This window comes from Aminobacter ciceronei (assembly GCF_014138625.1).
Taxonomy (GTDB): Bacteria; Pseudomonadota; Alphaproteobacteria; order Rhizobiales; family Rhizobiaceae; genus Aminobacter; species Aminobacter ciceronei.
This window is the reverse complement of sequence record NZ_JACJHY010000015.1, coordinates 127,314-149,063: the sequence shown is the minus strand read 5'-3', so window position 1 is coordinate 149,063 and position 21,750 is coordinate 127,314. Positions and strand designations below refer to the sequence as shown.

Below are 21,750 nucleotides of genomic sequence, written 5' to 3'. Positions count from 1 at the left end.
TCTCATTGAGCCTTCTCCCATCCGCAAAATTCAGCCAGCCACTTTTCCGGCTCGTCGCCGTATTGTTCCCGAAGTGCTGCGCACTCCTCGATCGTCTTCTTTCGGCCCGACAGGACCTTGACCATGTCGGGCATCGACGACAGATCGAGCCGGGCAATGACCGAGTCATTCCCGTGCTTGACGAGAAAGGTGCGCTTCTCAGGCGGGGTGTTTTTGATGAAGTTGAATTCTTTGACCGTCAGGCCAAAGCGGGTGATGTAGCTTTCCTCGTCCGCGCGCGGATTAGGGAAGTGGATGTTCGTTGCCGACTGCTCGATCAGCGTGTGTGATGCGCGGGCCTTGGCGATGTCGGCCGCCGACTGCGTTCCGAAACCGACAATGCCGTTGAGCTTGCGGATGGTTTTCATCTTGTCGACGATGAACGCCGAAAAGGTCTCGTCCTGGAGCAGCTGCCAGCCTTCATCCATGAAGAACATGACAGGATCGCCGTTCAGCAGCTCATCCAGCCGATGGTAGAGGTACATCAGCGCCGGTGTGCGCAGCTCCTCATTTGCGAGGATGTTGGTCATGTCGAAGCCAAAGACACGATGTCCTGAGAACGACAGAACGTCGTGCTGAGCGTTGAACAGCCATGCCTTTTCGCCGTCGATCCATGGCCGCAGCCGCGCATGAAGGTCGTTGGCGTCTGCGCGAGAGCGACCGACGAGCAGGGTCGAAAGGTTCACCAAGTTACGCTCAGCCGCGGGCTCTTGCATGAGCCGAGCCAAGGCCTTTTCGAGTGTATCTTCGTCTTCCTGGCTAAAGTCGCGACGATCGTTGGCGCGAAGCATTGCCTTTAGCAGCCGCAGGAGAAATTCCCGGTTCGATCCGGTGTTCTCGAGCTGCAGAGGGTTGAAGCCGGTGGGTGTTTCCGGGGACAGTACCTCGTAGGTGCCGCCAACCGCCCGAATGAAGATCTCCGCACCGCGATCTTTGTCAAAGAAAACTGCCTTGGGCGCGGGATTGATACGCATAGCCTGGGCAAGCAAGAACGTCAGGCCGACGGTTTTGCCCGAGCCGGTTGGACCGGTGACGAGGAAATGGCCAATGTCGCGTTGATGAAAGTTGAACCAGTACGGCGTTTGCGACGTCGTTTCGAGGATCGTGATCGGCAAGCCCCAATGCGCGCCGTCAGATTGTCCCGTCGCGAAATTGTGCATTGACGACAAACCGGCGAAATTGCCGCTCGACAGCAACGCCTTGCGGGCGATGTAACTGTGATTTCCCGGCAATTGCGCCCAAAAGGCTGCTTCGAGGTTCATATCCTCGCGCAGCCAGTTGATGTTCATGTCGGTGAGGCATGCCCCAAGCTCGGAGACCGCCTTGCTCACGCCCTCCAGATCGCGCGACAGGCACAACAGTGTCAGATGGTGGAAGCCGAAAACGGCTTCCTGGTTCATCAGGCTGTCAACTGCGAAATCGATGTCGTGTTCGACCGAGCTGCCCGCTTCATCCGAGGCCTGGATTTGACGCTGCAGGCGCGTAATTCGCTCTTGAGCAATAGGCTTGTCCGCAATCGTGAACGATTGCGTCAGAATGAACTCGTGATTGACTTGCAAAAGGCCGTCGAGCATTCCCGGCCCTGTGAAGGGGGGATATTCCTTTACCGACAGAAGCGCGCCGAAACGGCTGTCCTCGTCGACAGCGGCTTGTGCCTGCATGGTCCGCTTGCTGAAATGTAGGCGAGACGTGCCGACATAGTTGCTGATCCCCATGCGCGGGAGCCGCATCTTGCGTGGCACGCCGCAGGTCAGGATTGTGTTGAAGAACTCGCAGGGTTCGGAATATGGCTCGCCGTCGCGGCGAGCGATGCCGAGCGCGCGCGCGCCGTATTTCTCGAGCTCGCGCGTGATGTTGGTGACAAGCTCCTCCAGTTCCGTCACGTCCTCGCGAGACTGCTGAGAGCGGCCGTCGCGGCTGGCGTTGTTGAGTATCCGCTTAAGGGTGTCACCGATGCCGAGCGCACCCCTCATGCCTGACCTGACGATGGTCAGGTAGATCTCGTTCGTGAACATGCGCTTGTGGCGTAACTGTTCCATGTAACGCTTGTTGAGCAGGTCGCAGAACGGATCATCAAAAGCGCCTCCGATCTCGGTCTCAACCGCGCGGCGAATGACCGTCGACCACAGCGAAAACCGGCTGGAACCGAGCGCACGGATCATCGTGTTCTGCACGACGGAGCGCATGTTTAGCGTGGCCTGATCCTCAGTCTGGAAGAACAGGCCATCGAGCTTGATGACGCTGATCAAGGCGCCGTTTTCCAAGCCGATCACTGTATCGGAGACATGGCGCAAATACGGGATATGAGTCGACATAGGCCGCTCGTTTTGAGCGACCTTCCCAAACCCAAGCTCTTCTGTGACGACTTTCAGCATCGGCTATGGTCCGTATGAATTGGCGCCCCAAAAGCTCTTGTTGCGCGTGCGGGGCGTCTTGCGCGACGCAACCTGCATCACGTCGAGGATCTTGCTGTCCCAGGTGCACAGCGTGAAAAGGACGAGGTAGGCGACTGGTGCGGTCAGCAGCGCCCACAGGGAGTTGGAGCCCAGCCACCCTATGATCGTACAACCGACGACGATAACGACGGCCATGTACGGCACGCCCCAGAGCGTCGGTGAACGGGTCAAGCCGATCACCAACGGCGTGAGCGCAGGCTTTTCGTCCTCGAACTCAGCCATCGCTATTTGCCGACAGCCGCAATCATTTCATCAACAATGGTCGGTGCGCCGAAGACCAGGCCAATGCCGACGATGACGGCGCCTGCCGTGAACCACGACAGCCGACCGGCGAAGGCGAGGAAACCGAGGCCGATCACTGCAATGATCGCTAGCAGCCGGCCGAACGGGCCGGTGATGAAATCCACGATCATTTGAACGGCCGTCTGCAGTGGCGCGAAGGCGCCGCCGCCACCACCACTTTGCGCCAAGGCTAGATCGACGCCGGCCATGTGCATGGCCGCAGCCAATCCAAGAACGGCTGCCAGCTTCCATGCGCCGACCTTCGGTCCCTCAATTGCATTGCACTTCATGCGTTCTCTCCTTCAAAAGTGCATCACTCCACCGACAAACTTGCCGGTCTTCTTCACGGCGATGACACCGACGTTGCCGTCCTCATCACCGCCTGCGATTGTTGTGGTCCCGGATGCATTGGGCTTTGCCCTCGCCGCCGGCATGGGCAAACCGAGCTGGTAATTGACCACCTTGGCGACGTAGCCGACGGTCTCCCGGAACGGCGGGATGCCGCCGTACGCGTAGATCCGTTGCTCGCCGCTGTTGTAGGCAGCGGCGACAAGCAGAGGATTTTGGAACTCGTCGAGCAGGACCCGCAGGTACTTCATGCCGCCTTCTATGTTCTGCTGCGGATCGCAGATGTCCTCGACCTGGAACCGTTCGGCGATGGCAGGCATGAGCTGCATGGGGCCGCGCGCGCCCTTGTCCGAATTGCGAGTTTGATCGAAGCCGCTTTCCGCCCAGGCAATCGCCGTGGCGAAAACCTCGTCGACCTTGTGACGCCGCGCCGCATCGACAACTAATTTCTTGATTTCCGAAGGGCTTAGCGGTGACGGACCGCAAGCCTGCACGCCTGCCGTGCTGTCTTGAGCCGGGTTTTCTAAGCCATTTTGGGTAATCTGTCCTGTCGGTATCTTACCCACAATGGTATTTTCCGGAGTGTCGTCTTCCGTCGTGTAAGCCCCCTTCAGTGTACCAATATGGGTGTCTGTCTGGCGGCCCTTTTTGGCTGTCTTCTCTGGCGTTACAACGCCGTCCTCGCTGACGACGTAATGACCGCCGCTCAGGCTCCATCTAGAATCGAAAATTCTACTGATCGCAGCGTCATTGACGCTTTCAGTTTGCGCGAAAATATTCACAAAGTTGGCGGATTTCTGCACTTCCTGGGCCGTTGCGGCGCCAGTGGCGAGCACATTCAGCAGGGTCGAGCAAATCAGAGCCCCGCTGCCTGCAATGCTGCTCGTTCCAGCCCTTTTTGTCATCGCGGCCCGCCCCATTTGCGGTGTTGAGATTGTGGTGAAAACCGATTAAGTTCGCCATTGTATGAACCGATTTGGTGTAGCGATACAAGTTTTTGCGCCACACTTAAACCCCAAAAGTGGGATTCGGCATGAACCAATATGGTAAAGGGCTGGAAATGAAACGGACCATCCTTGCTGCATTCGCAGGTTGCGTTATGGCAACGCCGGCCTGGTCGGTGGACAACGTCAACAAGGACTACATCAAGTCGCTGGCGGCACCGGGCAAGACGGTGCTGGTCGTCGAATACTATGATGGCAGCGGCAAAGCCGTGGACCGAAAGGGCTACGCGTCAGCATCCGGATATGCGGCGGTATCGCCCACGGATTTCCGGGTCGATGGCAAGACCAATCTTCACCTTTACGGTCTCCAGCCGTGCCAAGGTGAAATGGTCAACCGGAAGGAAGGCTTTGTCGGCGCTTGCGCCGACTTCGCGCAGCAGCAGCTGCAAATCATGCTGAAAGGCCCGAAGGTCATCTTCTGCCGGGCCTTCGTCAGCGAGCAGTCGTCACCGACGCAGAATGCCACCTGCTACGGCTACTACAATTATCCCGGCAGCCTCGATTCCGTTGATATGTTCGAGGAGCAGCTTTTGTCCCTTGGCGCGTTGCGCCTGACAAAAAAGCCCGATGGCTCCTATGACCGGCCGGACCTCGCGCAGGCCGAAGATGTCGGCAAAGAAGGGTCCTACGGCATGTGGGCCGATCCGCGAGTGAAGGCCCAATGAGGTGTTCACTCGCCCTTACGCTCACCGTGGCCAGTGTTGCAACGGCGCTTAGTGCGCCTGACGGCTATTTTGACCTGGAGCCGGGCATAACACTGGAAACCGGCGACACCTGGGTTGCAGAGGGGCAACGCTATCGCCTGTTTGGGGTTCAATCCTGCCTTCGCGGCACCAACTACACCGACTTGAAGGGGCAAAAGCGCGATTGTGGCGATGCGTCCCTGGCAATGTTTGCTGCCTATATCAAGGACACCAAGCCGGTTTGCGCGCCGGTCGCCAAGACCGCGGACCTAACCTACGTCATCTGCTATGCCACCGTTGGCAAGGATCGCCTCGACCTCGCCACCATGATGATTTCGAGCGGCTACGCCTTCGCTTCGCTCGATGATCAGGGCATGCCACTTCATCCGCCGTACTCCGTGGCCGAGCTGGACGCCCGCGAACGCAAGGCCGGTCTCTGGCAGTTCCCCGATGTTGTGCACCCGGCAGTCCTGTTGGCCAAGACAGCCAACGAGCGCGCCAAGAAGGAGGCGAAGCAATGAAAGCCCGACTCCTCTTGTCGGCAGCAATGCTTGCCCTCACCGCTGAGGCCGTCGAAGCGGCGGATGTCATCAGGAATGAGCCTGTCCGCAAGGTCTACCGGCCAGCCGTAGAACCATCCGCCGCCCAGGTGACCCGGGTGCATCCTGTTCTAAGGGGGCGGGTCGCGGTCATGGACGGGCGGACGCTCTGGTACCCTCAGTACGCACAGAGCGTCCAATTGGCCGACATCGACGCTTGCGAGCTGCCGCAATGGGCACTCGATCCCAAGTGGGAAGACCGTGAGAGAGTGAAGGCTCCTCCACCCGTCCCGTGCGGACCATTTGCCAAGGCATGGCTTAAACGGACGGTCGGCAACAAGTCGGTGACCTGCAATGTCGTCTCCTACAGAGTCGACGGTACGGCGATCGCGCGTTGCACCACCGGCGCTCGAGATCTTGCCCTGGAAATGCTTCGTGTTGGCTGGGCGCGAGTTGCCTCGCCCTATCTCGTCAATGGCCAATATGCCGCCTATCAGCGTTACGCCATGGCCGCGCGCTACGGCATGTGGGCAACCTACGTGCTCGACATGAATGAATGGCGCCGCAAGGCGGTCGACAAGACGCCAGATCGCCGGCCGATCGCTGATTTCAATCTGCTGGCCGAACGCGAGAGTGAAATATCCCCGCCATTTGCCGATGCCCGCAAGCGACCGTTGAGGACAGATCGATAGTTGCCGGACTTCGTCTACGTGGCAGACGCTTCGAAGCGAACCACTCCACCCAACGACACACCGTCTGTCGCCTGGGCGACGCCCGCAATAATCAGAGGACCGCCTGACATGAGACACCTGATTTATGCCGCCGGCATCGCCGGCGCCGCGCTCCTTCCAGCCACAGCGGCCAAGGCACAAGACGCATCCTGGGGCTGCCAAGTCCTGCTTTGCGCAGCCTCGCAAAACCCTTCCTGGCATGGCGTGGAATACTGCGTCCCGCCGATGATCAAACTTATTGCTGCCATGTCGAAGCCTGGCTTCTCGTGGCCCATCTGCAACGAAGCAAAGGCCGGTGCACCGGGTCGTGAGGAATATGCCGATTGCCCCGAAGGGACCAAGATCGGCTATAGCCAATATGGCCGGGACGGAAATCGCAGCGCACCGGATCGTTGCGTCAAGACCCTCAACACCTGTCAAACGCACCCCGGTCTAAACGGTCCCGCCCATCAAGCCGGCGTGATCTTGAACCGCCGTGCCCGTGACGGAGAAAACTCTTGCATCAAGGAGATTTCCTCGCAGCGGCCGAGGCGCGCTGATCCCTGGTACTTCGACATTCCGAATGATCAGGGCGTCAAGCAACGCCACTGGTTCAATCTGAATCTCTAGTGGGTCAGAGCGATGAACAATGCCGTCCTACTCGCCATAACAGCCGGCGTCGGCCTTGCGGCCGGCGCCGGCGGAACCTGGCTGGTAATTCCACACCCGACTGTCGAGGCAAGGACCATTACCAAGGCCGAGCTCACGGCGGCGATAGCCGCTGATCCCTCACTGTGTCCTCTACCAGTCGTGGAAAAACCGTCAGAGGGTGAGGCCCTGGCCGCCTTTCAGAACGCGCAATCCAGCTCACCGTTGGTCTGGGATCGCAACGACATGCCGAAGATCTCACTTGCCCTTGGCCAGTGCGACAAAAACAACAACGGCCCCGGCGTTTCGTGCGTGACCACGGTCAAGATGTCGCCTGAGGCACAGCCTCTCAATCGTGTTGTCGGCTTCGCAAAGGCGGCCAACGGCGAATGGGTTGCCACAATCTTCTAGGCCGATACGGAAAGGTGTTCGTTATGGAAGATCAATTTCTCGACTACGTGACGGTCTTTGCAACAGCGGTGGTTTGCTTCGTAATCTCACTCTGCTTTGGCTGGGACTTGCTGGCTGCGTTGCTTTTTGGAATCGTCACCGGCGCGGTACAGGCTGGGCTCATCCGCCTGGTGCATGGAAGGCCTGACCTACTGTGACAGGCCATCAAGGAAACGTCTGCGCTACAAAAGAGCCCGCCTGGGCGGTGGGCCTTTTCCCTTCATGGTCAGACGCTCACCCGACGGGCGCAGCCATTTCCAGAATGGTCGCCAATTCCTCTTCGTCAAGACGCTTGCTCCGCGCGATGAGATACGCAGCGATGTACACGAGCTTGCCGATCGAGTCCCTGTGGTCGGCCGGCCGATACATGATCACCTCGCGCAGCGCCATCGCCTCTTCGGACACCTGTCGCCCTCCCCCGTCGGTGACGACATCAGATGCCTTTTGCGTCGCCGCCATGTGTCGCCCGGTCACGTCAGCCAGCTTCAAGCCAATGGCAGAACCCTCTGCTGCCGCTTCTGCCGAGAAGCCCCCGGCCAGTCGAGATGGCCAATCGATCAGGTCATCAGCGGATGGATCAAGCGTAGATATTCCTAGGCTCAGCATAGCTTTGTTCCTAGTAAATCGACCACCGCCCCGCCGCGACCATTCGACTGATACCCACCAAGGGCCGAAAAAAAAGGGGTGACAGCCCCCCTATTTTTCAACCATAGAGGGTGTAAACCCGCCCCAAGAAATAGGCAGCGAGGTTCTGGAGACATGTTTCGAGCGTTGGTCGTCGAGGACCAAAACTTGATGCGACTGGCCCTGATGGAGCAAATTCGCTCGAGCCTGGGCGATTGCATGGTGCTTGGCGCCGAGACGTTGGAGATCGCCACCCGAGAGCTCCAGCGAGACGATTTCGATCTTGTCGTTATCGATCCTGGCCTCCCTGGCTTTGATCCCACTGCTCCGGCCGATCGCGTCTCAGTTGTGGATAAGATCATCGAAGCGTCACCGAGTGCCATCCACGTTGTCGTGACTGGTTCTGACAGCAGCGTGGAAGCCGAGGAATTTCGGCAGATCGGCGCAGCCGGATATCTCGGCAAGACCGGTCTGGAGCCCGGCGTGTTTTCGGATGTGCTGGAAGACATCTCGACCAAAGGCTTTTCCATCCGGCTTTCGCGTGTCGGAATGACCATTCCCGACTATCGATATTCCGGCCTCACTCCGCGTGAACAAGAAATCATCGACATGATGACCCGTCGAGAACGGGGCATGAAGCGGAAGCAAATTTACGAGCTGATGTCGCAACGCCTAGGCATTGACGTTGGCACTGTTGAAAAATACTACAAGCAGGCGCGGGCTAAACTCATGAGGCAGGGTCATAAGCTGCCTAAGGGATTATAGACCGCATGGTATCACTGACAATTCATGGCATAAAACTTCCCCTCCTTCCTGGCGATGTATCGCCGATCATCTGGCAAGCCCTCGCCAATGGCAGTTACGAGGCCAAGGAAGCCCGTTGGGTTCACAAAGCAGTCAAGCGCAAGGATCGGGTGCTTGAACTCGGTACCGGCATCGGCGTCATCACCTCAGTCATCGCGAAAATTCCCGGTGTCCAGGTGTGGGCGTTCGAGGCCAATCCGACGACTGCAGCGCTGGCGAAGCGCGTCATTGATGCCAACGGCATCGGCAACGTGGTGTTGTCGCCAGGCATTCTTGCCGCGGGAGAACCTCGCAGTTTCCGCTTCTACGTGCGCAAGGATCTCTGGATGTCATCTATGGACCCCAACCAAGGTCCCTACGAGCACGAGATCTCCATCAGCTCCACCAACATCGACGAGTTTCTGACCAGTCACAATATCAATGCCTTGGTCATGGACATTGAGGGTGCAGAGCGCGACTTGCTGAAGCAAGCCGCTCTACCAGGCGTTGAACGCATCTTTCTTGAACTGCACGATCATCTCTATGGTCTGGAGGGCATTCTGGACATCACCCAGGCGTTAGCTGCCAAGGGGTTCGCCTACGATCCGAGAGGATCGCGTGGACCATGCGTGTTGTTCTCCAAGGACGACGGCCCGAGGGAATATGAAGCGGAGGCAGCCGATGCGGCTTAACATTCTCACCCTGACGCTCTCGTCAGTTTTCACCATCGCCTCTTTGTCGGCATCGGAGGCGAGTTACGACAACCCGAACATGATCTCCGTTGAGAATGCTTCCGGCCAGGCGCTAAAGACCTTCTCGACCGAGCAGCTGAAGGCCGAGTTCCCTCAGCAAACCTACGACACTCGCACTCCCTGGACGAAGGAAAACGAAACAATCGTCTACCGGGGACCCAAGTTGAAGGACGTGCTTGCAAAGGGCGGCATTTCCGACAATCCAGGCATCAAGATCGTCGCCTACGACAATTTCGTTTCGGAGATCCGAGGCGACGAAATTGAGCAGTTCGAACCTATCCTTGCGGTTGAACGGAAATGCACGGACGAAGACCGTGCCAAAAGCCTGTGCAAGGGCGGCCAGGAGTTTCGCCCCATAAACATGCTGGAGAAAGGCCCGATCTTTGTTGTCTGGCCCTACGACCGCTTGCCGAGTGATTACGTCCCTGCCCGCAATTCGATTTGGGTGTTCTTCCCAGTAGCCCTTCGATCGGTTCAATGACGTTCAGGACCAGCAGCGTCTTTGCTATCCTTCCCTATGTGGGGCTGTGCGTCGCGCTGGTCCTGAGCACCTGGGCGTTTCTGCGGTCGGAGCAATATCGACACGATACCGACGAGATTCTTAGCCAGACCTATGAAATCCAATGGCGCGCCACCCAGGTCAGGGAGCGGCTTTTGCGAGTCAACGGCTATGTCCGCCTTGCCAGCGAAGCGGGCAAGCTTGAGCCCGACATCAGCCGACAAATCGCTCTCGTCAGCGTCAACATCGAACAATTGCTGGCGCTCTCCTATGTAGACCGGTTCCTGCCGAAGAAGGATGCCAAACTGCTGCAGGATGTTCGCCAGATCATCGAGCAAAAAGTCACGCCGATCATCGTTGCGGGGTCGAACTACGCCCAAGCCCTCCCCTACATGGATCGGCTCGAGCAGGATATGTTCGAAGTGTCCAGCGCTACGGTTAATCATAGTGCCACCCTGCAGGAGACGGCTCAGATCGACATTGCTGCATCGCGCAACTGGTTTCTATTCGCGATCGCCCTTGGCCTAGTCGCGATCTTCTACCTCATTATCCATCAGCGCTACGCCTTCATCAGCCGCCGCGATCAGCATTTACGCTCATTTGCTTCGTTGTTTGCTCATATGACGCGATCGCGCGTCACCGCCCTCCGCCTCTTTCTGGACAACACAGGCCTAGGCCAACCACTCAGCGAAGAAATGTTGAAGGCCGCCCGCGGCGCGGCAAACGAACTCGAATCCATCAACAATGGCCTGCTTAAAATCGCCTATAACGAGCGGGATCCTCGATCCGAAGACCTTGGCAAGATTCTTCGAAACGTCGCCGAGCGGCGAAACGGTCTCGTCAAGCTGGATATCGACATCGACACGATCCATCTCCCCGTCCCCGCGACACAATTTCAGTTGCTCGTCGACGAACTGATCCAGAATGCCGAAACCGCTGTTAACGGCAGGCAGAACCCCAAGATCACCGTTCGCACGGCGCTCAGACGGCTCCGGTTTCTCGGCCGTACGAACGTCATCCTGGAGGTATCGGACAACGGCGTGGGCATGACACCCGAAATTGCCGAAAAGGCCACAGTGCCTTTCTTTTCGACAAAGGCGGGAAATCATGTCGGACTTGGCCTCACGGGATGCGCCCAAATGGCCGCAACCCTACGCGGTAACCTCACTATCAACAGCAATCCGGACAAAGGCACTGTTGTGCAAGTGCGAATTCCAGCCCAGCCTTTGCAAGCCACCGCCAAAGGCTAGTCTCTACCCCGCGCACCATTCTCATCAGCGTCATGCACGCCAACAACGAGGTCGGCACGATCCAGCCGATCGAAGAGATCGGTGCCATCGCGCGGGAACACGGGGTTCGGTTTCACACGGACGCGGCGCAATCGGTCGGCAAGATTCCAACCAAGGTCGACGCACTTAGCGTCGATCTGCTCACCATCGCTGGCCACAAGCTCTACGCGCCCAAGGGTGTGGGGGCGCTCTACGTCCGCGGTGGCGTTCACGCTTGAGCCCCTGATCCATGGCGCGGGGCATGAACATGGCCGGCGAGCCGGCACCGAGAGTGCATTGCTCGCAGTCGGCCTCGGCGCGGCCTGTGCGCTCGCCACGGACCTGAAGCCGATGACTAGCATCCGCGCGCTGCGCGATCACTTGTGGGAGGCGCTGCAGCACCGTTTCGGCGGGCGTATTGTGGTGAACGGCCATCCAGAGCGTCGCCTTCCAAATACGCTCAATGTCTCATTCGTCGGCAAAGTCGGCGCCGAGGTGCTTGCCAGCTTGGATGGTGTTGCAGCATCGACCGGTTCTGCGTGTCACGCCGGCCTGGTCGAGCTCTCGCCCGAGCTCGCCGCCATGGGCGTGCCGGAGGCGATTGGAATGGGGGCCATCCGCTTCAGTCTCGGCCGCACCACCGAGGCCGAGATCGACGCCGTTGTCGACCAATTGCGGGCCCCCCTACCTCCTGCTGAGTCGCCCGGCGGTTCCTGACCTGCGGCTGAACTGCTGGAGGCGTTGCCGAACTACTCTCCGCCGTGACGTGGGCGAAGACAACTCCGTTCGGGTGATCATCAACGTGCCCGAACCACCGCGCGACATGTGTTCTTGCGGCTTCGGTTGGAGAGTTTAGCTTAGTGGGCGGCCATCCCCTCCCGGATCAGCGTTTCGATCAGCGGCTTCCGGCAACGTGCGCCAGTGGCCGCAGCACAGCACCGCAAGGTGTCGCCGGCGAACTGCTGCTGGCGCTGAACGTCGGCTTTGTCATTGATCCGGTTGCCACCGGCACTGCGCGGCGGGTCGCTCAGGGGCCGATCTTCTCACAGTTGGTTTCCAAACAGCAGCCCGAAGGCGGGCCAGTTCGGCGCGCTGCAGTCCTTTCGCGGAAAGTTGATCTTCCGTGACGAAAATTCCCTCTTGAGTTTGTACTGACTACAGGGTGCAGCCTGCCGTTCCATCAGAAGTCGAGCTACGCAACGACCGTCACCGGGCAGCCGGACAATTCGTGCACCCGAATGAGTCAGGCGCGATACAGGTCCGCGCCATTGGCTTGAGCGGTTTTCGAGGCAGACGAGACGATATGAAAGAGATGATCGGGCAAATGTCAAAGCAGTTTGCGAGCCTGTTTGGCGCAGCCATAGCAGCCGCGTGCTGTCTGGGCGTTCCCGCAATATTGGCTGCCATGGGCGCTGTGGGGCTAGGAGTCTTGATCAACGACGCCTATTTGTTCCCGCTCTTTGCCGGCTTCGTGGCCATAAGCCTTTGGTTCCTGTTCCACTCGGCGCGGGGGCATAGCAACTTGATGCCTTTCTGGGGCGGCTTGGCCGGCGGCGCTGTTGCGACGGGCGGCCTATGGCTGCTCGTGACCGGCTTCTATCCGGTGCCCATCTCTGTTTACGCCGGGCTGGTCGTGCTCGTCGCTAGCAGCGTATGGGACGTGTTGATAGGCCGCAGAATTGCGGCGTGCGCGACCGAGCCCGTATGGGAACCCGAGACCCCCGGCCAAGAAGTGGACGTCGCCAAACGGCTGGTGACAGGCACCGCTCTCAGCGGCGCAGCGGCGGCCGCGCTGTATGGCGCTTACAAGTCGGTCCAAGCGTTTTCACCAGCGACACAAGTGGCCGGCGCGACCGAGAATTGCTTCGGTATCGCCAAGGCCGGCACGAACGACTGCTCAACCGCCAAGCACGCTTGCAACGGCCAGTCCTTGGTCGATTTCGATCCGACGGACTTCAAGCTGGTACCCAAGGGAACCTGCGAAAAAATAGGCGGTAAGCTGAGTTAGCCCGTGCTCGCCCAAATGTGCGATCTCGCGATGCAGGCTCCGGCGAGTGTCCGCGATCCGCGGTCTCCTGATGAGCATGTTACCCGACTATGTACCGTTCGGCCGGAATTGGAAGCAGGCGTCATTCGCGAGATTCCAAAAGGCGAGGCGTTCGACGTCGGTTTCGACGGCGTCCCCCAGAGTCGGCGACGCGGCCAGGCTGGGCTCGGTCCCGGTTAGCGGCGAAATGACACCCACTGACGATGCCTGGGGCGATCCACCAAATCATCTTGTCCAATTTCAGCCAGGTCGAGAAAGCAAAACAGCCGCGATCTCGGCAAGAGCAGCGGCCACTAGTCTGTCATGGTTATGCGGCGAGCGCGTCAAGGATCGGGCACTCCGGCACTTCTTCGCCGGAGCACTGCGAGATCATCGTGACGAGCACCGCTTCGACGCGCTGGAGGTCGGCAATCTTGGCACGGACCTCGGCGAGATGCGGTTCGGTCCGGCGCTGCACCTCCGCGCAGGTCTGGCTTCTGCAATCGACAAGGTGAAGCAGGCTGCGAATCTCGTCGATGCCAAAACCGAGTTCCCGCGCCCTTAGAATGAAGTGCAGGCGGCGGACGTCGGTTTCGTCATAAATGCGATAGCCGCTGGAGCTGCGCGGCGGGTCGGGCAGCAAGCCGATCTTTTCGTAATAGCGGATGGTCTCCAGGTGGCAGCCGGTCGCGCGGGCCAATTGGTGGCGCTGCAGTCCCTTGGCGGAAAGAAGAGAATTCATGGTGAAAATACCTCTTGAGCCTGTACTGGCTACAGAGTTTATCTTGTTTTCATTCAGAAATCGAGGATGGTTGCGATGAACGAAATCGGTAGCGAGACATTGAATTCTTCGGAAGAGGCCGCCGACATGGTTCGGCGCGAGGGCGGGCTCGCGGCACTGAGCGTTATCGGCGCCTTCCTGGCATCGGCCTGTTGCGTCGTTCCGCTGCTCCTGGTGACACTCGGTGTGTCGGGCGCGTGGATCGGCAACCTGACGATGCTGGAGCCGTATAAGCCCTACATTACGGCGGCGACACTCGTGCCGCTCGGGTTTGGCTTCTGGCAGGTCTATTTCAAGCCCAAAACCATCTGCGAACCGGATTCCTACTGCGCCCGTCCGCGCTCCGCCATCGTTACCAAAACCGCGCTTTGGATCGCAACGATCCTCATTGTGCTTGCCAGTACGATCGGCTGGTGGGCCCCGCTGTTCTACTGAAACGAGGAGATAACAAAGTGAAACATTTTTCGAAACATCTGGTCGCGGCGGCTGTGCTCGGCCTGAGCGGTACTATTATGCTGCCGCTTGCCGTTCCGGCGTTTACCCTATCCGCGTCGCAAGCGATCGTCGTCAAGGAACAAACGCGGACCTTCGCGATCGAGAACATGTATTGTGCTGCATGTCCGATCACCGTGCGCAAGGCCATGGAAGGCGTTGCGGGGGTGAAGTCGGTCAAGGTGAATTTCGAGGCCAAGACGGCGACGGTTGTTTATGACCCGTCGGCTGTGACGGTCGCGGCCATTGCCGCCGCTTCCACCAATGCCGGCTATCCGGCCAAGGCGATCGGGAGTTGAGCCCGTGCACGACCGGTCCATGCTTGGCTTTGGACTGGCTGGCGCCCTGATCGTGGCGTTGTGCTGTCTGGCGCCGATCCTGCTGGTGGCGGCAGGCGTGATCGGCGTGGGCGCGCTCACAACCGCGGTCTACGGTCTGGTGCCAATGTTCATCATCATCGCTGCAGCCGGTTACCTGCTGTGGCGACATCGGCCACGCGTCGATACCAGAAAACATTAGGAGATTTTTCATGTCCGACTGCTGCGCGCCAAAAAGCAATGGCCGCTACGATCTTGCGGTGATCGGTGCTGGATCGGCCGGGTTCTCGGCCGCAATCACGGCCGCTGAGCAGGGGGCGAACGTCGCCCTGATCGGCCACGGCACGATCGGCGGCACCTGCGTAAATGTCGGCTGCGTGCCGTCGAAAACGATGATCCGAGCTGCCGAGGCGCTGCATGGCGTACGCGCCGCGCACCGCTTTCCAGGTCTTACAGGGGAAGCCAACGTCGCTGACTGGGGCCGTTTGGTCGCCGCCAAGGACGACCTGGTGACCACGCTCAGGCAGAAGAAATATGTCGATCTGCTGCCGCAATACAACGGCATCGCTTATCTGGAAGGGAAAGCGCGCCTGAATGGCCAGGGAGTAGCGGTGAATGGCGACATCCTGCCGGCAGCAAAAATCATCATCGCGACCGGGTCATCGCCAGCATTGCCGAACATTCCCGGCATTGGGGATGTGCCTCACCTCACCAGTACGACCGCGCTTGGGCTTTCCGCTCTGCCGCGTTCGCTGCTGGTGATCGGCGGTGGCTATATCGGGTGTGAACTGGCGCAGATGTTCGCCCGTGCCGGGACGGAGGTGACGCTTGTCACCCGCCGCCGCCTGCTGCCGGAGGCCGAGCCAGAAATCTCCAAGGCATTGACCGGTCATCTTCGCAACGATGGCATTACCATCCTGACCGAGCTTTCCTATCGCAGGATCGCGCGCACGGACCGCGGTGTCGAACTGACGGTCGCCATCGACGGAGCGGACGAGGTGATCACGGTCGAGCAGGTGCTTTTGACCACCGGGCGGTCCCCAAACACCGATGGTCTTGGCCTTGCCGAGGCGGGGATCAGGCTATCCGGCAATGGGGGTGTCGTGGTCGATGACCGGATGCGCACGTCGAAGCCCGATGTTTACGCAGCGGGCGACGTCACCGGCCGCGACCAGTTCGTCTATATGGCGGCCTATGGTGCCAAGCTCGCCGCCCAAAACGCGATGAACGGCGACAGCTTGGTCTATGACAACGCCACCATGCCCTGGGTGACGTTCACCGATCCGCAGGTTGCCGGTGTCGGCTTGACCGAGCAGGCGGCTCGGGACGCCGGCTTCGAGACCAAGACCTCGATCGTGTCTCTTGACCAGGTCCCGAGGGCGCTGGCTGCGCGCGATACACGCGGGCTCATCAAATTGGTGGCCGATCGAAAAACCGACCGTCTGCTCGGCGGACAGATCCTTGCGCCAGAGGGCGCCGACAGCATCCAGACGGTAGTGCTGGCCATCAAGCACGGCATGACGGCGAAGGCGCTCGGCGAGACGATCTTTCCCTATCTCACCACCGTCGAAGGGTTGAAACTCGCAGCGCAGGGCTTCGGCAAGGACGTGGCGAAGCTGTCATGCTGCGCCGGATAGGAGGCGATGATGGAACGTTTGAACGGTTACGGCCTTGTGGGGCTGCTGGCGGCCAAGATCGTCTGCTGCGGCGCGTTGGTGCTGGCAGTAACTGGCGCCATCAGCTTTGCCGGTCTCGCCAGTTGGCTGGTCGGCGGCGGCTACCTCTGGCTGGCCGCGGCCGTCCTGGCCATTGTCGGAATTTATTTGTGGCGGCGTCGATCAGCCTATGTACGGTCGGCGCAAGTAGTCTTTCGCTAAGGGCGTTGTCGAATATCACCTCGAGAGTGATTGCAGACATTGCGCTGTGAATCCTGCGACGTTGTTAGGGCTCTTGTCGGGGATATGGAAAGCAGCCTTAACAGGAGAATTGCATGAACGAGGATGGCGGTTTCGACCTGATCGTGATTGGTGCCGGAACGGGCGGCAATGGTGTCGCCCGCATGGCGGCGGCGGCAGGCTGGAAGGTAGCGGTTGTCGACAGCTTGCCTTATGGTGGCACTTGCGCCCTGCGCGGATGCGACCCCAAAAAGATGTTGATCGCCGTGACCGAGGGCGTTGACTGGGCCCGCAACTTGAGCGGCAAGGGACTTGAGGCGCAGACCTCCGTCGATTGGCCCGACATGATTGCCTTCAAGCGCAGCTTTACCGACATCATGCCGGGCCGCATCGAAGCCGGGTTGGAAAAAGCAGGCATCGTCACTCTGCATGGCCAGGCGCGCTTTACCGGGCGAGAGACGATCGAGGTGAATGGCGAAACCCTAGCGGCGCGGCATTTTCACATCGCCACCGGCGCGCGGCCGATGACCTTGAATATTCCGGGTGAGGAGATGCTGATCACCAGCACCGACTTTCTCAAACTGCCTGACAGGCCGGACGGGGTCGTGTTCGTCGGCGGAGGGTTCATTGCGATGGAATTCGCCCATATCTCCAAACGTGCGGGGGCGCGGGAAGTCACGGTTCTGGAGATGATGGAGCGCCCGCTGGGCAATTTCGACCCCGACCTGGTCGGCATCCTTTCCGAGGCGACCGAAGATCTGGGGATTAACCTGCGGACCGAGGCCAAGGTTCTGAAGATCGAGAAAGACGGGCCGAATTTCGCCGTTACCTATGAGACGCCGGATGGGAAGCAGACAATCAATTGCGATCTGGTGGTTCATGCCACTGGGCGCGTGCCAAACGTCGAGCATCTCAACCTGGAGGCCGTGGGCGTGGAATATGGCGGCAAAGGCATCAAGGTCAGCCCCTACATGCGTACCACCAATCCCGCCATTTTCGCTGCGGGCGATTGTGCGGACAGCGGCCCGAATCTGACGCCCGTCTCAGCCTATGAAGGTCGGATCGCGGGCAAGAACCTGCTTGCCGGTAAGGATGAGCGTGAGGTGAGGTATCCGCCGACCCCAAGCGTCGTCTTCACGCTGCCGCAACTGGCGTCTGTCGGGCTTTCCGAAGCCGTCGCGCGCGACAGGGGATTGGATTTCGACATCCATTTCGAAAAGACGGCGGGCTGGTACTCGTCGCTGCGCGTCGGCGCCAGGCACAGCGCCTACAAGGTCCTGGTCGAAAAGAGGACCGGCGCAATCCTGGGCGCGCATCTCCTCGGCCCCGGCGCCGAGGAACAGATCAACCTCTTCGCAATGGCGATGGGCGCAAGCCTCACGGCGGACAGGATCAAGGGCATCATCTTCGCCTACCCCAGCTTTGCATCGGACGTCGGTTCGATGGTCTAGCTGATGCGGCAAGGCTGAAAAACGCGGTCGGCACCGTAACCATTGCGATCATCTGAGCGAATCTTTTGTCGGGCGAGCGCGTCCCATCGACGGCTCGCCGGGAGGAGAAAATGATGATCGGTCTTTTTCGGCTGGCCGCTTTCGCCGCTGCGGTGCTCCTGATGGCGCCCGATCTGCATGCACAAAACTCGCTCGCGCAGCAATGGAAGCATGAATGGCCACAAACGGATTTCTCGCACGCAATTGTCGATCTTTCGGAAATCAGTTCGGGTGGACCGCCGAAAGACGGCATCCCTTCGATCGACCAACCGAGATTCGTTTCGGTCGGCGAAATGAACGGTCTCGCGCCAACGGAACCTGTTCTTTCCCTGATCATCGACAACGACGCCCGTGCCTATCCGCTGCGCGTGATGATCTGGCATGAAATCGTCAATGACGTGGTCGGCGGCATTCCGGTGCTCATAACCTATTGCCCGCTGTGCAATACGGGGATCGTCTTCGTCCGGCGCCTGGAGGACGACCGTGTCCTTGATTTCGGCACGACCGGCAAGCTGCGCAACTCCGATCTCGTCATGTACGATCGCCAGACGGAAAGCTGGTGGCAGCAGTTCGGCGGCGAAGCGATCGTCGGCGACCTTGTTGGCCGCAAGCTTAAAATGCTGCCATCTCGCCTGGAATCCTGGGCAAGCTTTCGCGAGCGGGCGCCAGACGGCCGTGTCCTTGTGCCGAACGACCCTGCTCTTCGCTCCTATGGAACCAATCCCTATGTCGGCTATGACCAGACGACACGGCCGTTCCTGTTCTCCGGCAGGCTGCCAGACAAAGTGCCCGCGATGATGCGTGTTGTGGCCGTGGGAAAGGAGGCTTGGACGTTGCCGCTCCTACGCATCAAGGGCCCGATCGTGTCGGGCGACCTCACTATACGCTGGCGCGCCGGGCAGGTGTCCGCGCTCAATGCTGCAGACATCACCCAAGGCGCCGACGTTGGCAATGTCATCGTCCAGAGACAAGGCAAAGACGTTCCGCACACCATCCCCTTTGCTTTTGCCTTCTTCGCCTTCGAGCCAGACGGCGTCCTTTACACAGAGAACGGACCAGTCCGGCAATAGAATGATTTCGGGAAGGGCTGAAGCCTGGCTTTCACCTGGATCACCGCGTCGGACCGGCGCGAACAGGCACCCGATCAACCGGGATGCCGCGTGAACGCGATGAGGTCGATGGGATCAGCCACACCCGCGATGAGGCGGCCGGGCAATTGCTTGACGGCGCCCAGTGGCGTGAAGCCTTGTGCGATCGCGAGATCGTAAGTCTGGCGTGTTACGAGTGCCGGCACACCGTTCTGCTTGGTGGCTTTCTCAAGCTTTGTCACAAGATTCACCACCTCGCCGATAACGGTGTACTCAAGCCGCGTCTCGTGACCGATCACGCCGAACACGACCTCTCCGGCGGCTCCGGCCATGCCGATTGCAAGCGCCGGAAGCCCGCTTTCCCGCCGCTCGGCCTGCCAGGCTTGCGTAACGGCAATGAGCGCCTCGATTGCGCAGCAAAGATCGGAAGCATGATTTGTGCTCGGCGCGACGGCACCGAAGCTCGCAAGGATCCCATCGCCGAGATATTTGTCGATGCTCCCGTGATATCGTTCGATTACCGGCACGAGCCGCGAATGATATTCGCCAAGGAGCCCCATGAGCTCGCCCGGCGACAGATCGTGCGAGAGTTGTGTGAAGCCGCGCAAATCGATAGCCAGGATAGCCGCATCGCACCGCACGCCCTGACCTTTGACGGGCTCGAACTGAGCGTGGCGGAGCTGGTCGGCTAGTTCGGACGGGAAGAAGCGTGCAAGGTCAGCCGCCGCCAGTTCCTCTTCTATAGAATTGACGAGCAGCTTGCGCGCACGCACAAGCGCCAGCGCAAGGATCGCAGTCACCATCAGGATAGACAGTATCTTGTCGATCTCGGCTCCGCCCAGTATCCTATAGGAAGTGATGTAATCGACATAGCTGTGTGTGAAGGCAGGCGCCGCTTCGCCCGGTCGCAACACCGCATAGACGAAGAGCGCAAGCCAACCCAAGGCGCTGCAACTGCCTGCAATGAGCACGTAAAGCGGTTCGAAACGGAGCGTTCGGAGGGCGATAAGGATGAAGACGTACATCAGTGTCGGCGCCTTGAGGTAAAGTGCAGGCGGCGCCTGATATTGCAGGTGAAAGCTCCAAATGGTGATCATCAGAACGGCGATGTCGACGACTGTCGAGACGGTGAGAAATCCGCGGGTCAAGTGCCGCCTGTAGGCAAGGGCAATTCGCACGGCGGTGAATACGGCGTAGATGCCCAGTGTCCACGGCACAGGTTCGAAGGGTGTATCGGGAGGAAAAGCCTTCGGCGAAATCGTATAGACGATGGCGAAGAAGGAGATGGCGCAGGCCTGAATCCATCCAATGATGATTTCACTTGTCGCTTGATGCTCCTCTATTCGACGACGTACGCGCGACGAGAGCCCCCTTTGGGCTTTCGCCCCGAAAATGAAGTCAGCGGCTCTCGCAGCGACTTGATCGAGCCGCATTCCTTTTGGACCGCCGACGACAGGGTGCTTGGTGAAAGACGCGAAAATGGCGATCTCTTTTGCTTCGTCATTCGGGCGGCACTGCCACCCCTGATCTGTAATTCGCCATCCTGGTTCGAAAGGTTACTCAGGCAGCGAATTATCCGCCGGTATCGCGCCCGAATCGGATCAGTCTCGCCTGCATTGCCGGTCGACGCCGATCGACAACCAGCAGGATGTGAAAATGATGAACCGGTACAGCAAGAGGTTCGTAGCCATGATGACGTCTCCAATGGCTCAACCATCCGGCTGCCGACCGCAGTCGCCCGTCGCCTCGTCCCTCGGGTCCGGCCGTTGAAGACCTCGTCGAATTGCTGATCGGTGGATTGTTCGACCGCCCGCGCCAAATCCAAGTACTGACGCCAGTCCGCTTCGCGACTTGGCCGGGTTCGTTCTCACGAAGCTGTGATAGCATTCTTTCTACTTGGCCGAACCCTTTTGGCTTTTTGGAGCCTCTATCAGCAAAGGCCGACATTGTGGGTCTTGGATCGTCCTGATCCTTAGCTATGGAGCCCGCAATGGCCAACGACACCGCTTTGGCGCAGCATTTATGCATGAGGCGACCCATGGAAGAACGCTCAACTCTGATCGATGCTGCCCGGCAGGGCGACCGACTGGCATTGGAGCGTCTGCTAGCGATCAGTCAACCTGACATTCGGCGTTACGCGCGCTCGCAATGTGCCGGGACGAGCGACGCTGATGATGCCGTCCAGGAAACGCTCTGGCTGGTTTATCAGCGGATCGGCGCACTGCGAACGGTCACTTCGTTTTCAGGGTGGGTGTTCTCGATCGTCCGGCGCGAATGTCGTCGCATGTGGCGGCGCATGAATGGCCGGGCCGAGATGCCGCCAGACGATCATCCGGCCTTCGTGCACCGGCCGGAGTTGGAACTACGCGCGGACCTGATCGCCGCGATCCACTCTCTGCCGGACAAATACCGCGACGTGATCGTGCTGCGGGACATACAGGAATACTCGATCGGCGAGATCGCGATCGAGTTGCGCCTCGCACGCGAGGCCGTCAAGAGCCGCATTCACCGGGCCCGGCTGATGATCCGCGAATATCTGGAGGATTAGAATGACCGCGAGCTGGAGAACCCCCTCC

General features: G+C 59.5%; 29 protein-coding genes. 22 read left to right on the top strand and 7 right to left on the bottom strand.

From position 1 onward, the window contains the following. Nucleotides 1–2: 2 nt before the first annotated feature. From HNQ95_RS16810 to HNQ95_RS16795, 4 genes are read right to left on the bottom strand one after another with little or no spacing between them, the layout of a single operon-like run. Nucleotides 3–2,414 carry a VirB4 family type IV secretion/conjugal transfer ATPase gene (locus tag HNQ95_RS16810; RefSeq protein ID WP_182574565.1) on the bottom strand — a complete coding sequence of 804 codons (2,412 nt, stop codon included), beginning with the start codon at nt 2,412–2,414 and terminating at the stop codon, nt 3–5. Between the two features lie 3 nt (nt 2,415–2,417). Further along, entirely contained in the window at nt 2,418–2,717 is a 300-nt protein-coding gene (locus HNQ95_RS16805) for a VirB3 family type IV secretion system protein (RefSeq protein ID WP_182574566.1), read from the bottom strand. 2 nt (nt 2,718–2,719) lie between these two features. After that, a complete protein-coding gene (locus HNQ95_RS16800) occupies nt 2,720–3,067 on the bottom strand; it encodes a TrbC/VirB2 family type IV secretion system protein (RefSeq protein WP_182574567.1) in 348 nt (115 codons plus the stop codon). Between the two features lie 12 nt (nt 3,068–3,079). Beyond that, on the bottom strand, nt 3,080–4,030 hold the full coding sequence (locus HNQ95_RS16795) for a lytic transglycosylase domain-containing protein (protein ID WP_182574568.1): 951 nt from the start codon (nt 4,028–4,030) through the stop codon (nt 3,080–3,082). A 155-nt stretch (nt 4,031–4,185) separates the two neighbouring features. On the opposite strand from HNQ95_RS16795, the gene HNQ95_RS16790 reads away from it, so the two are divergent. From HNQ95_RS16790 to HNQ95_RS16765, 6 genes are all read left to right on the top strand, one after another. Then, nucleotides 4,186–4,794, top strand: a complete 609-nt coding sequence (locus HNQ95_RS16790; RefSeq protein ID WP_182574659.1) for a hypothetical protein — start codon at nt 4,186–4,188, stop codon at nt 4,792–4,794. Beyond that, entirely contained in the window at nt 4,791–5,333 is a 543-nt protein-coding gene (locus tag HNQ95_RS16785; RefSeq protein WP_182574569.1) for a thermonuclease family protein, read from the top strand. Before HNQ95_RS16790 ends, HNQ95_RS16785 begins: the two co-directional genes overlap by 4 nt. After that, nucleotides 5,330–6,043 carry a thermonuclease family protein gene (locus tag HNQ95_RS16780; protein WP_182574570.1) on the top strand — a complete coding sequence of 238 codons (714 nt, stop codon included), beginning with the start codon at nt 5,330–5,332 and terminating at the stop codon, nt 6,041–6,043. The genes HNQ95_RS16785 and HNQ95_RS16780 overlap by 4 nt, the downstream gene beginning before the upstream one ends. A 108-nt stretch (nt 6,044–6,151) precedes the next feature. Then, nucleotides 6,152–6,691, top strand: a complete 540-nt coding sequence (locus HNQ95_RS16775; protein WP_182574571.1) for a hypothetical protein — start codon at nt 6,152–6,154, stop codon at nt 6,689–6,691. Between the two features lie 12 nt (nt 6,692–6,703). After that, nucleotides 6,704–7,120 (top strand): hypothetical protein, encoded by a 417-nt coding sequence (locus HNQ95_RS16770; protein WP_182574572.1) that lies wholly within the window; start codon nt 6,704–6,706, stop codon nt 7,118–7,120. A gap of 23 nt (nt 7,121–7,143) precedes the next feature. Beyond that, entirely contained in the window at nt 7,144–7,317 is a 174-nt protein-coding gene (locus HNQ95_RS16765) for a hypothetical protein (RefSeq protein ID WP_182574573.1), read from the top strand. A gap of 76 nt (nt 7,318–7,393) precedes the next feature. Here HNQ95_RS16765 and HNQ95_RS16760 read toward each other — a convergent pair whose 3' ends face one another. Further along, complete coding sequence (locus HNQ95_RS16760; RefSeq protein ID WP_182574574.1) at nt 7,394–7,765, bottom strand: hypothetical protein; 372 nt, start codon at nt 7,763–7,765, stop codon at nt 7,394–7,396. A gap of 153 nt (nt 7,766–7,918) precedes the next feature. Here HNQ95_RS16760 and HNQ95_RS16755 point away from each other — a divergent pair, with 153 nt between their 5' ends. The 8 genes from HNQ95_RS16755 (at nt 7,919) to bufA1 (ending at nt 13,093) form a co-directional block, all read left to right on the top strand. Next, nucleotides 7,919–8,548, top strand: a complete 630-nt coding sequence (locus HNQ95_RS16755; RefSeq protein WP_182574575.1) for a response regulator — start codon at nt 7,919–7,921, stop codon at nt 8,546–8,548. 5 nt (nt 8,549–8,553) lie between these two features. Continuing rightward, nucleotides 8,554–9,258, top strand: coding sequence for an FkbM family methyltransferase (locus HNQ95_RS16750; RefSeq protein ID WP_182574576.1), 705 nt, complete (start codon nt 8,554–8,556; stop codon nt 9,256–9,258). Then, nucleotides 9,248–9,799 (top strand): hypothetical protein, encoded by a 552-nt coding sequence (locus tag HNQ95_RS16745; protein WP_182574577.1) that lies wholly within the window; start codon nt 9,248–9,250, stop codon nt 9,797–9,799. Before HNQ95_RS16750 ends, HNQ95_RS16745 begins: the two co-directional genes overlap by 11 nt. Further along, on the top strand, nt 9,796–11,067 hold the full coding sequence (locus tag HNQ95_RS16740; RefSeq protein WP_182574578.1) for an ATP-binding protein: 1,272 nt from the start codon (nt 9,796–9,798) through the stop codon (nt 11,065–11,067). The genes HNQ95_RS16745 and HNQ95_RS16740 overlap by 4 nt, the downstream gene beginning before the upstream one ends. Nucleotides 11,068–11,099: 32 nt before the next feature. Continuing rightward, complete coding sequence (locus HNQ95_RS33980) at nt 11,100–11,324, top strand: aminotransferase class V-fold PLP-dependent enzyme (protein ID WP_281381243.1); 225 nt, start codon at nt 11,100–11,102, stop codon at nt 11,322–11,324. A 58-nt stretch (nt 11,325–11,382) separates the two neighbouring features. Then, complete coding sequence (locus tag HNQ95_RS33975) at nt 11,383–11,802, top strand: hypothetical protein (protein ID WP_281381244.1); 420 nt, start codon at nt 11,383–11,385, stop codon at nt 11,800–11,802. Nucleotides 11,803–11,945: 143 nt separating this feature from the next. Next, nucleotides 11,946–12,212: a hypothetical protein gene (locus HNQ95_RS16730; RefSeq protein WP_182574579.1), complete on the top strand. Its 267-nt coding sequence runs from the start codon at nt 11,946–11,948 to the stop codon at nt 12,210–12,212. Nucleotides 12,213–12,388: 176 nt separating this feature from the next. Then, a complete protein-coding gene (gene bufA1 / locus HNQ95_RS16725) occupies nt 12,389–13,093 on the top strand; it encodes a BufA1 family periplasmic bufferin-type metallophore (RefSeq protein WP_246340789.1) in 705 nt (234 codons plus the stop codon). A 346-nt stretch (nt 13,094–13,439) separates the two neighbouring features. On the opposite strand, the gene HNQ95_RS16720 is transcribed toward bufA1, so the two are convergent. After that, nucleotides 13,440–13,853 carry a MerR family transcriptional regulator gene (locus HNQ95_RS16720; RefSeq protein ID WP_182574580.1) on the bottom strand — a complete coding sequence of 138 codons (414 nt, stop codon included), beginning with the start codon at nt 13,851–13,853 and terminating at the stop codon, nt 13,440–13,442. A 75-nt stretch (nt 13,854–13,928) separates the two neighbouring features. Between HNQ95_RS16720 and HNQ95_RS16715 the strand changes: the two genes are divergently transcribed. The 7 genes from HNQ95_RS16715 to HNQ95_RS16685 all read left to right on the top strand — a co-directional run bounded on the left by HNQ95_RS16715 (nt 13,929) and on the right by HNQ95_RS16685 (nt 19,156). After that, nucleotides 13,929–14,327, top strand: coding sequence for a mercuric transporter MerT family protein (locus HNQ95_RS16715; protein ID WP_182574581.1), 399 nt, complete (start codon nt 13,929–13,931; stop codon nt 14,325–14,327). Between the two features lie 17 nt (nt 14,328–14,344). Further along, nucleotides 14,345–14,683, top strand: a complete 339-nt coding sequence (locus tag HNQ95_RS16710; RefSeq protein ID WP_312870936.1) for a heavy-metal-associated domain-containing protein — start codon at nt 14,345–14,347, stop codon at nt 14,681–14,683. A gap of 19 nt (nt 14,684–14,702) precedes the next feature. Next, the gene (locus tag HNQ95_RS16705; protein WP_182574582.1) at nt 14,703–14,903 is read left to right on the top strand and encodes a hypothetical protein; all 201 of its coding nucleotides are present in this window, start codon (nt 14,703–14,705) and stop codon (nt 14,901–14,903) included. A 10-nt stretch (nt 14,904–14,913) separates the two neighbouring features. Then, entirely contained in the window at nt 14,914–16,338 is a 1,425-nt protein-coding gene (gene merA / locus HNQ95_RS16700; RefSeq protein ID WP_182574583.1) for a mercury(II) reductase, read from the top strand. 9 nt (nt 16,339–16,347) lie between these two features. Continuing rightward, a complete protein-coding gene (locus HNQ95_RS16695; protein WP_182585813.1) occupies nt 16,348–16,578 on the top strand; it encodes a hypothetical protein in 231 nt (76 codons plus the stop codon). 113 nt (nt 16,579–16,691) lie between these two features. Next, the gene (locus HNQ95_RS16690) at nt 16,692–18,047 is read left to right on the top strand and encodes a dihydrolipoyl dehydrogenase family protein (RefSeq protein WP_182574585.1); all 1,356 of its coding nucleotides are present in this window, start codon (nt 16,692–16,694) and stop codon (nt 18,045–18,047) included. Nucleotides 18,048–18,157: 110 nt separating this feature from the next. Next, nucleotides 18,158–19,156: a DUF3179 domain-containing protein gene (locus HNQ95_RS16685; RefSeq protein WP_210283790.1), complete on the top strand. Its 999-nt coding sequence runs from the start codon at nt 18,158–18,160 to the stop codon at nt 19,154–19,156. A gap of 74 nt (nt 19,157–19,230) precedes the next feature. Here HNQ95_RS16685 and HNQ95_RS16680 read toward each other — a convergent pair whose 3' ends face one another. Beyond that, the gene (locus HNQ95_RS16680) at nt 19,231–20,607 is read right to left on the bottom strand and encodes an adenylate/guanylate cyclase domain-containing protein (protein ID WP_182574586.1); all 1,377 of its coding nucleotides are present in this window, start codon (nt 20,605–20,607) and stop codon (nt 19,231–19,233) included. A 557-nt stretch (nt 20,608–21,164) separates the two neighbouring features. Between HNQ95_RS16680 and HNQ95_RS16675 the strand changes: the two genes are divergently transcribed. Further along, complete coding sequence (locus HNQ95_RS16675; protein WP_246340791.1) at nt 21,165–21,722, top strand: RNA polymerase sigma factor; 558 nt, start codon at nt 21,165–21,167, stop codon at nt 21,720–21,722. Nucleotides 21,723–21,750: the final 28 nt, after the last annotated feature.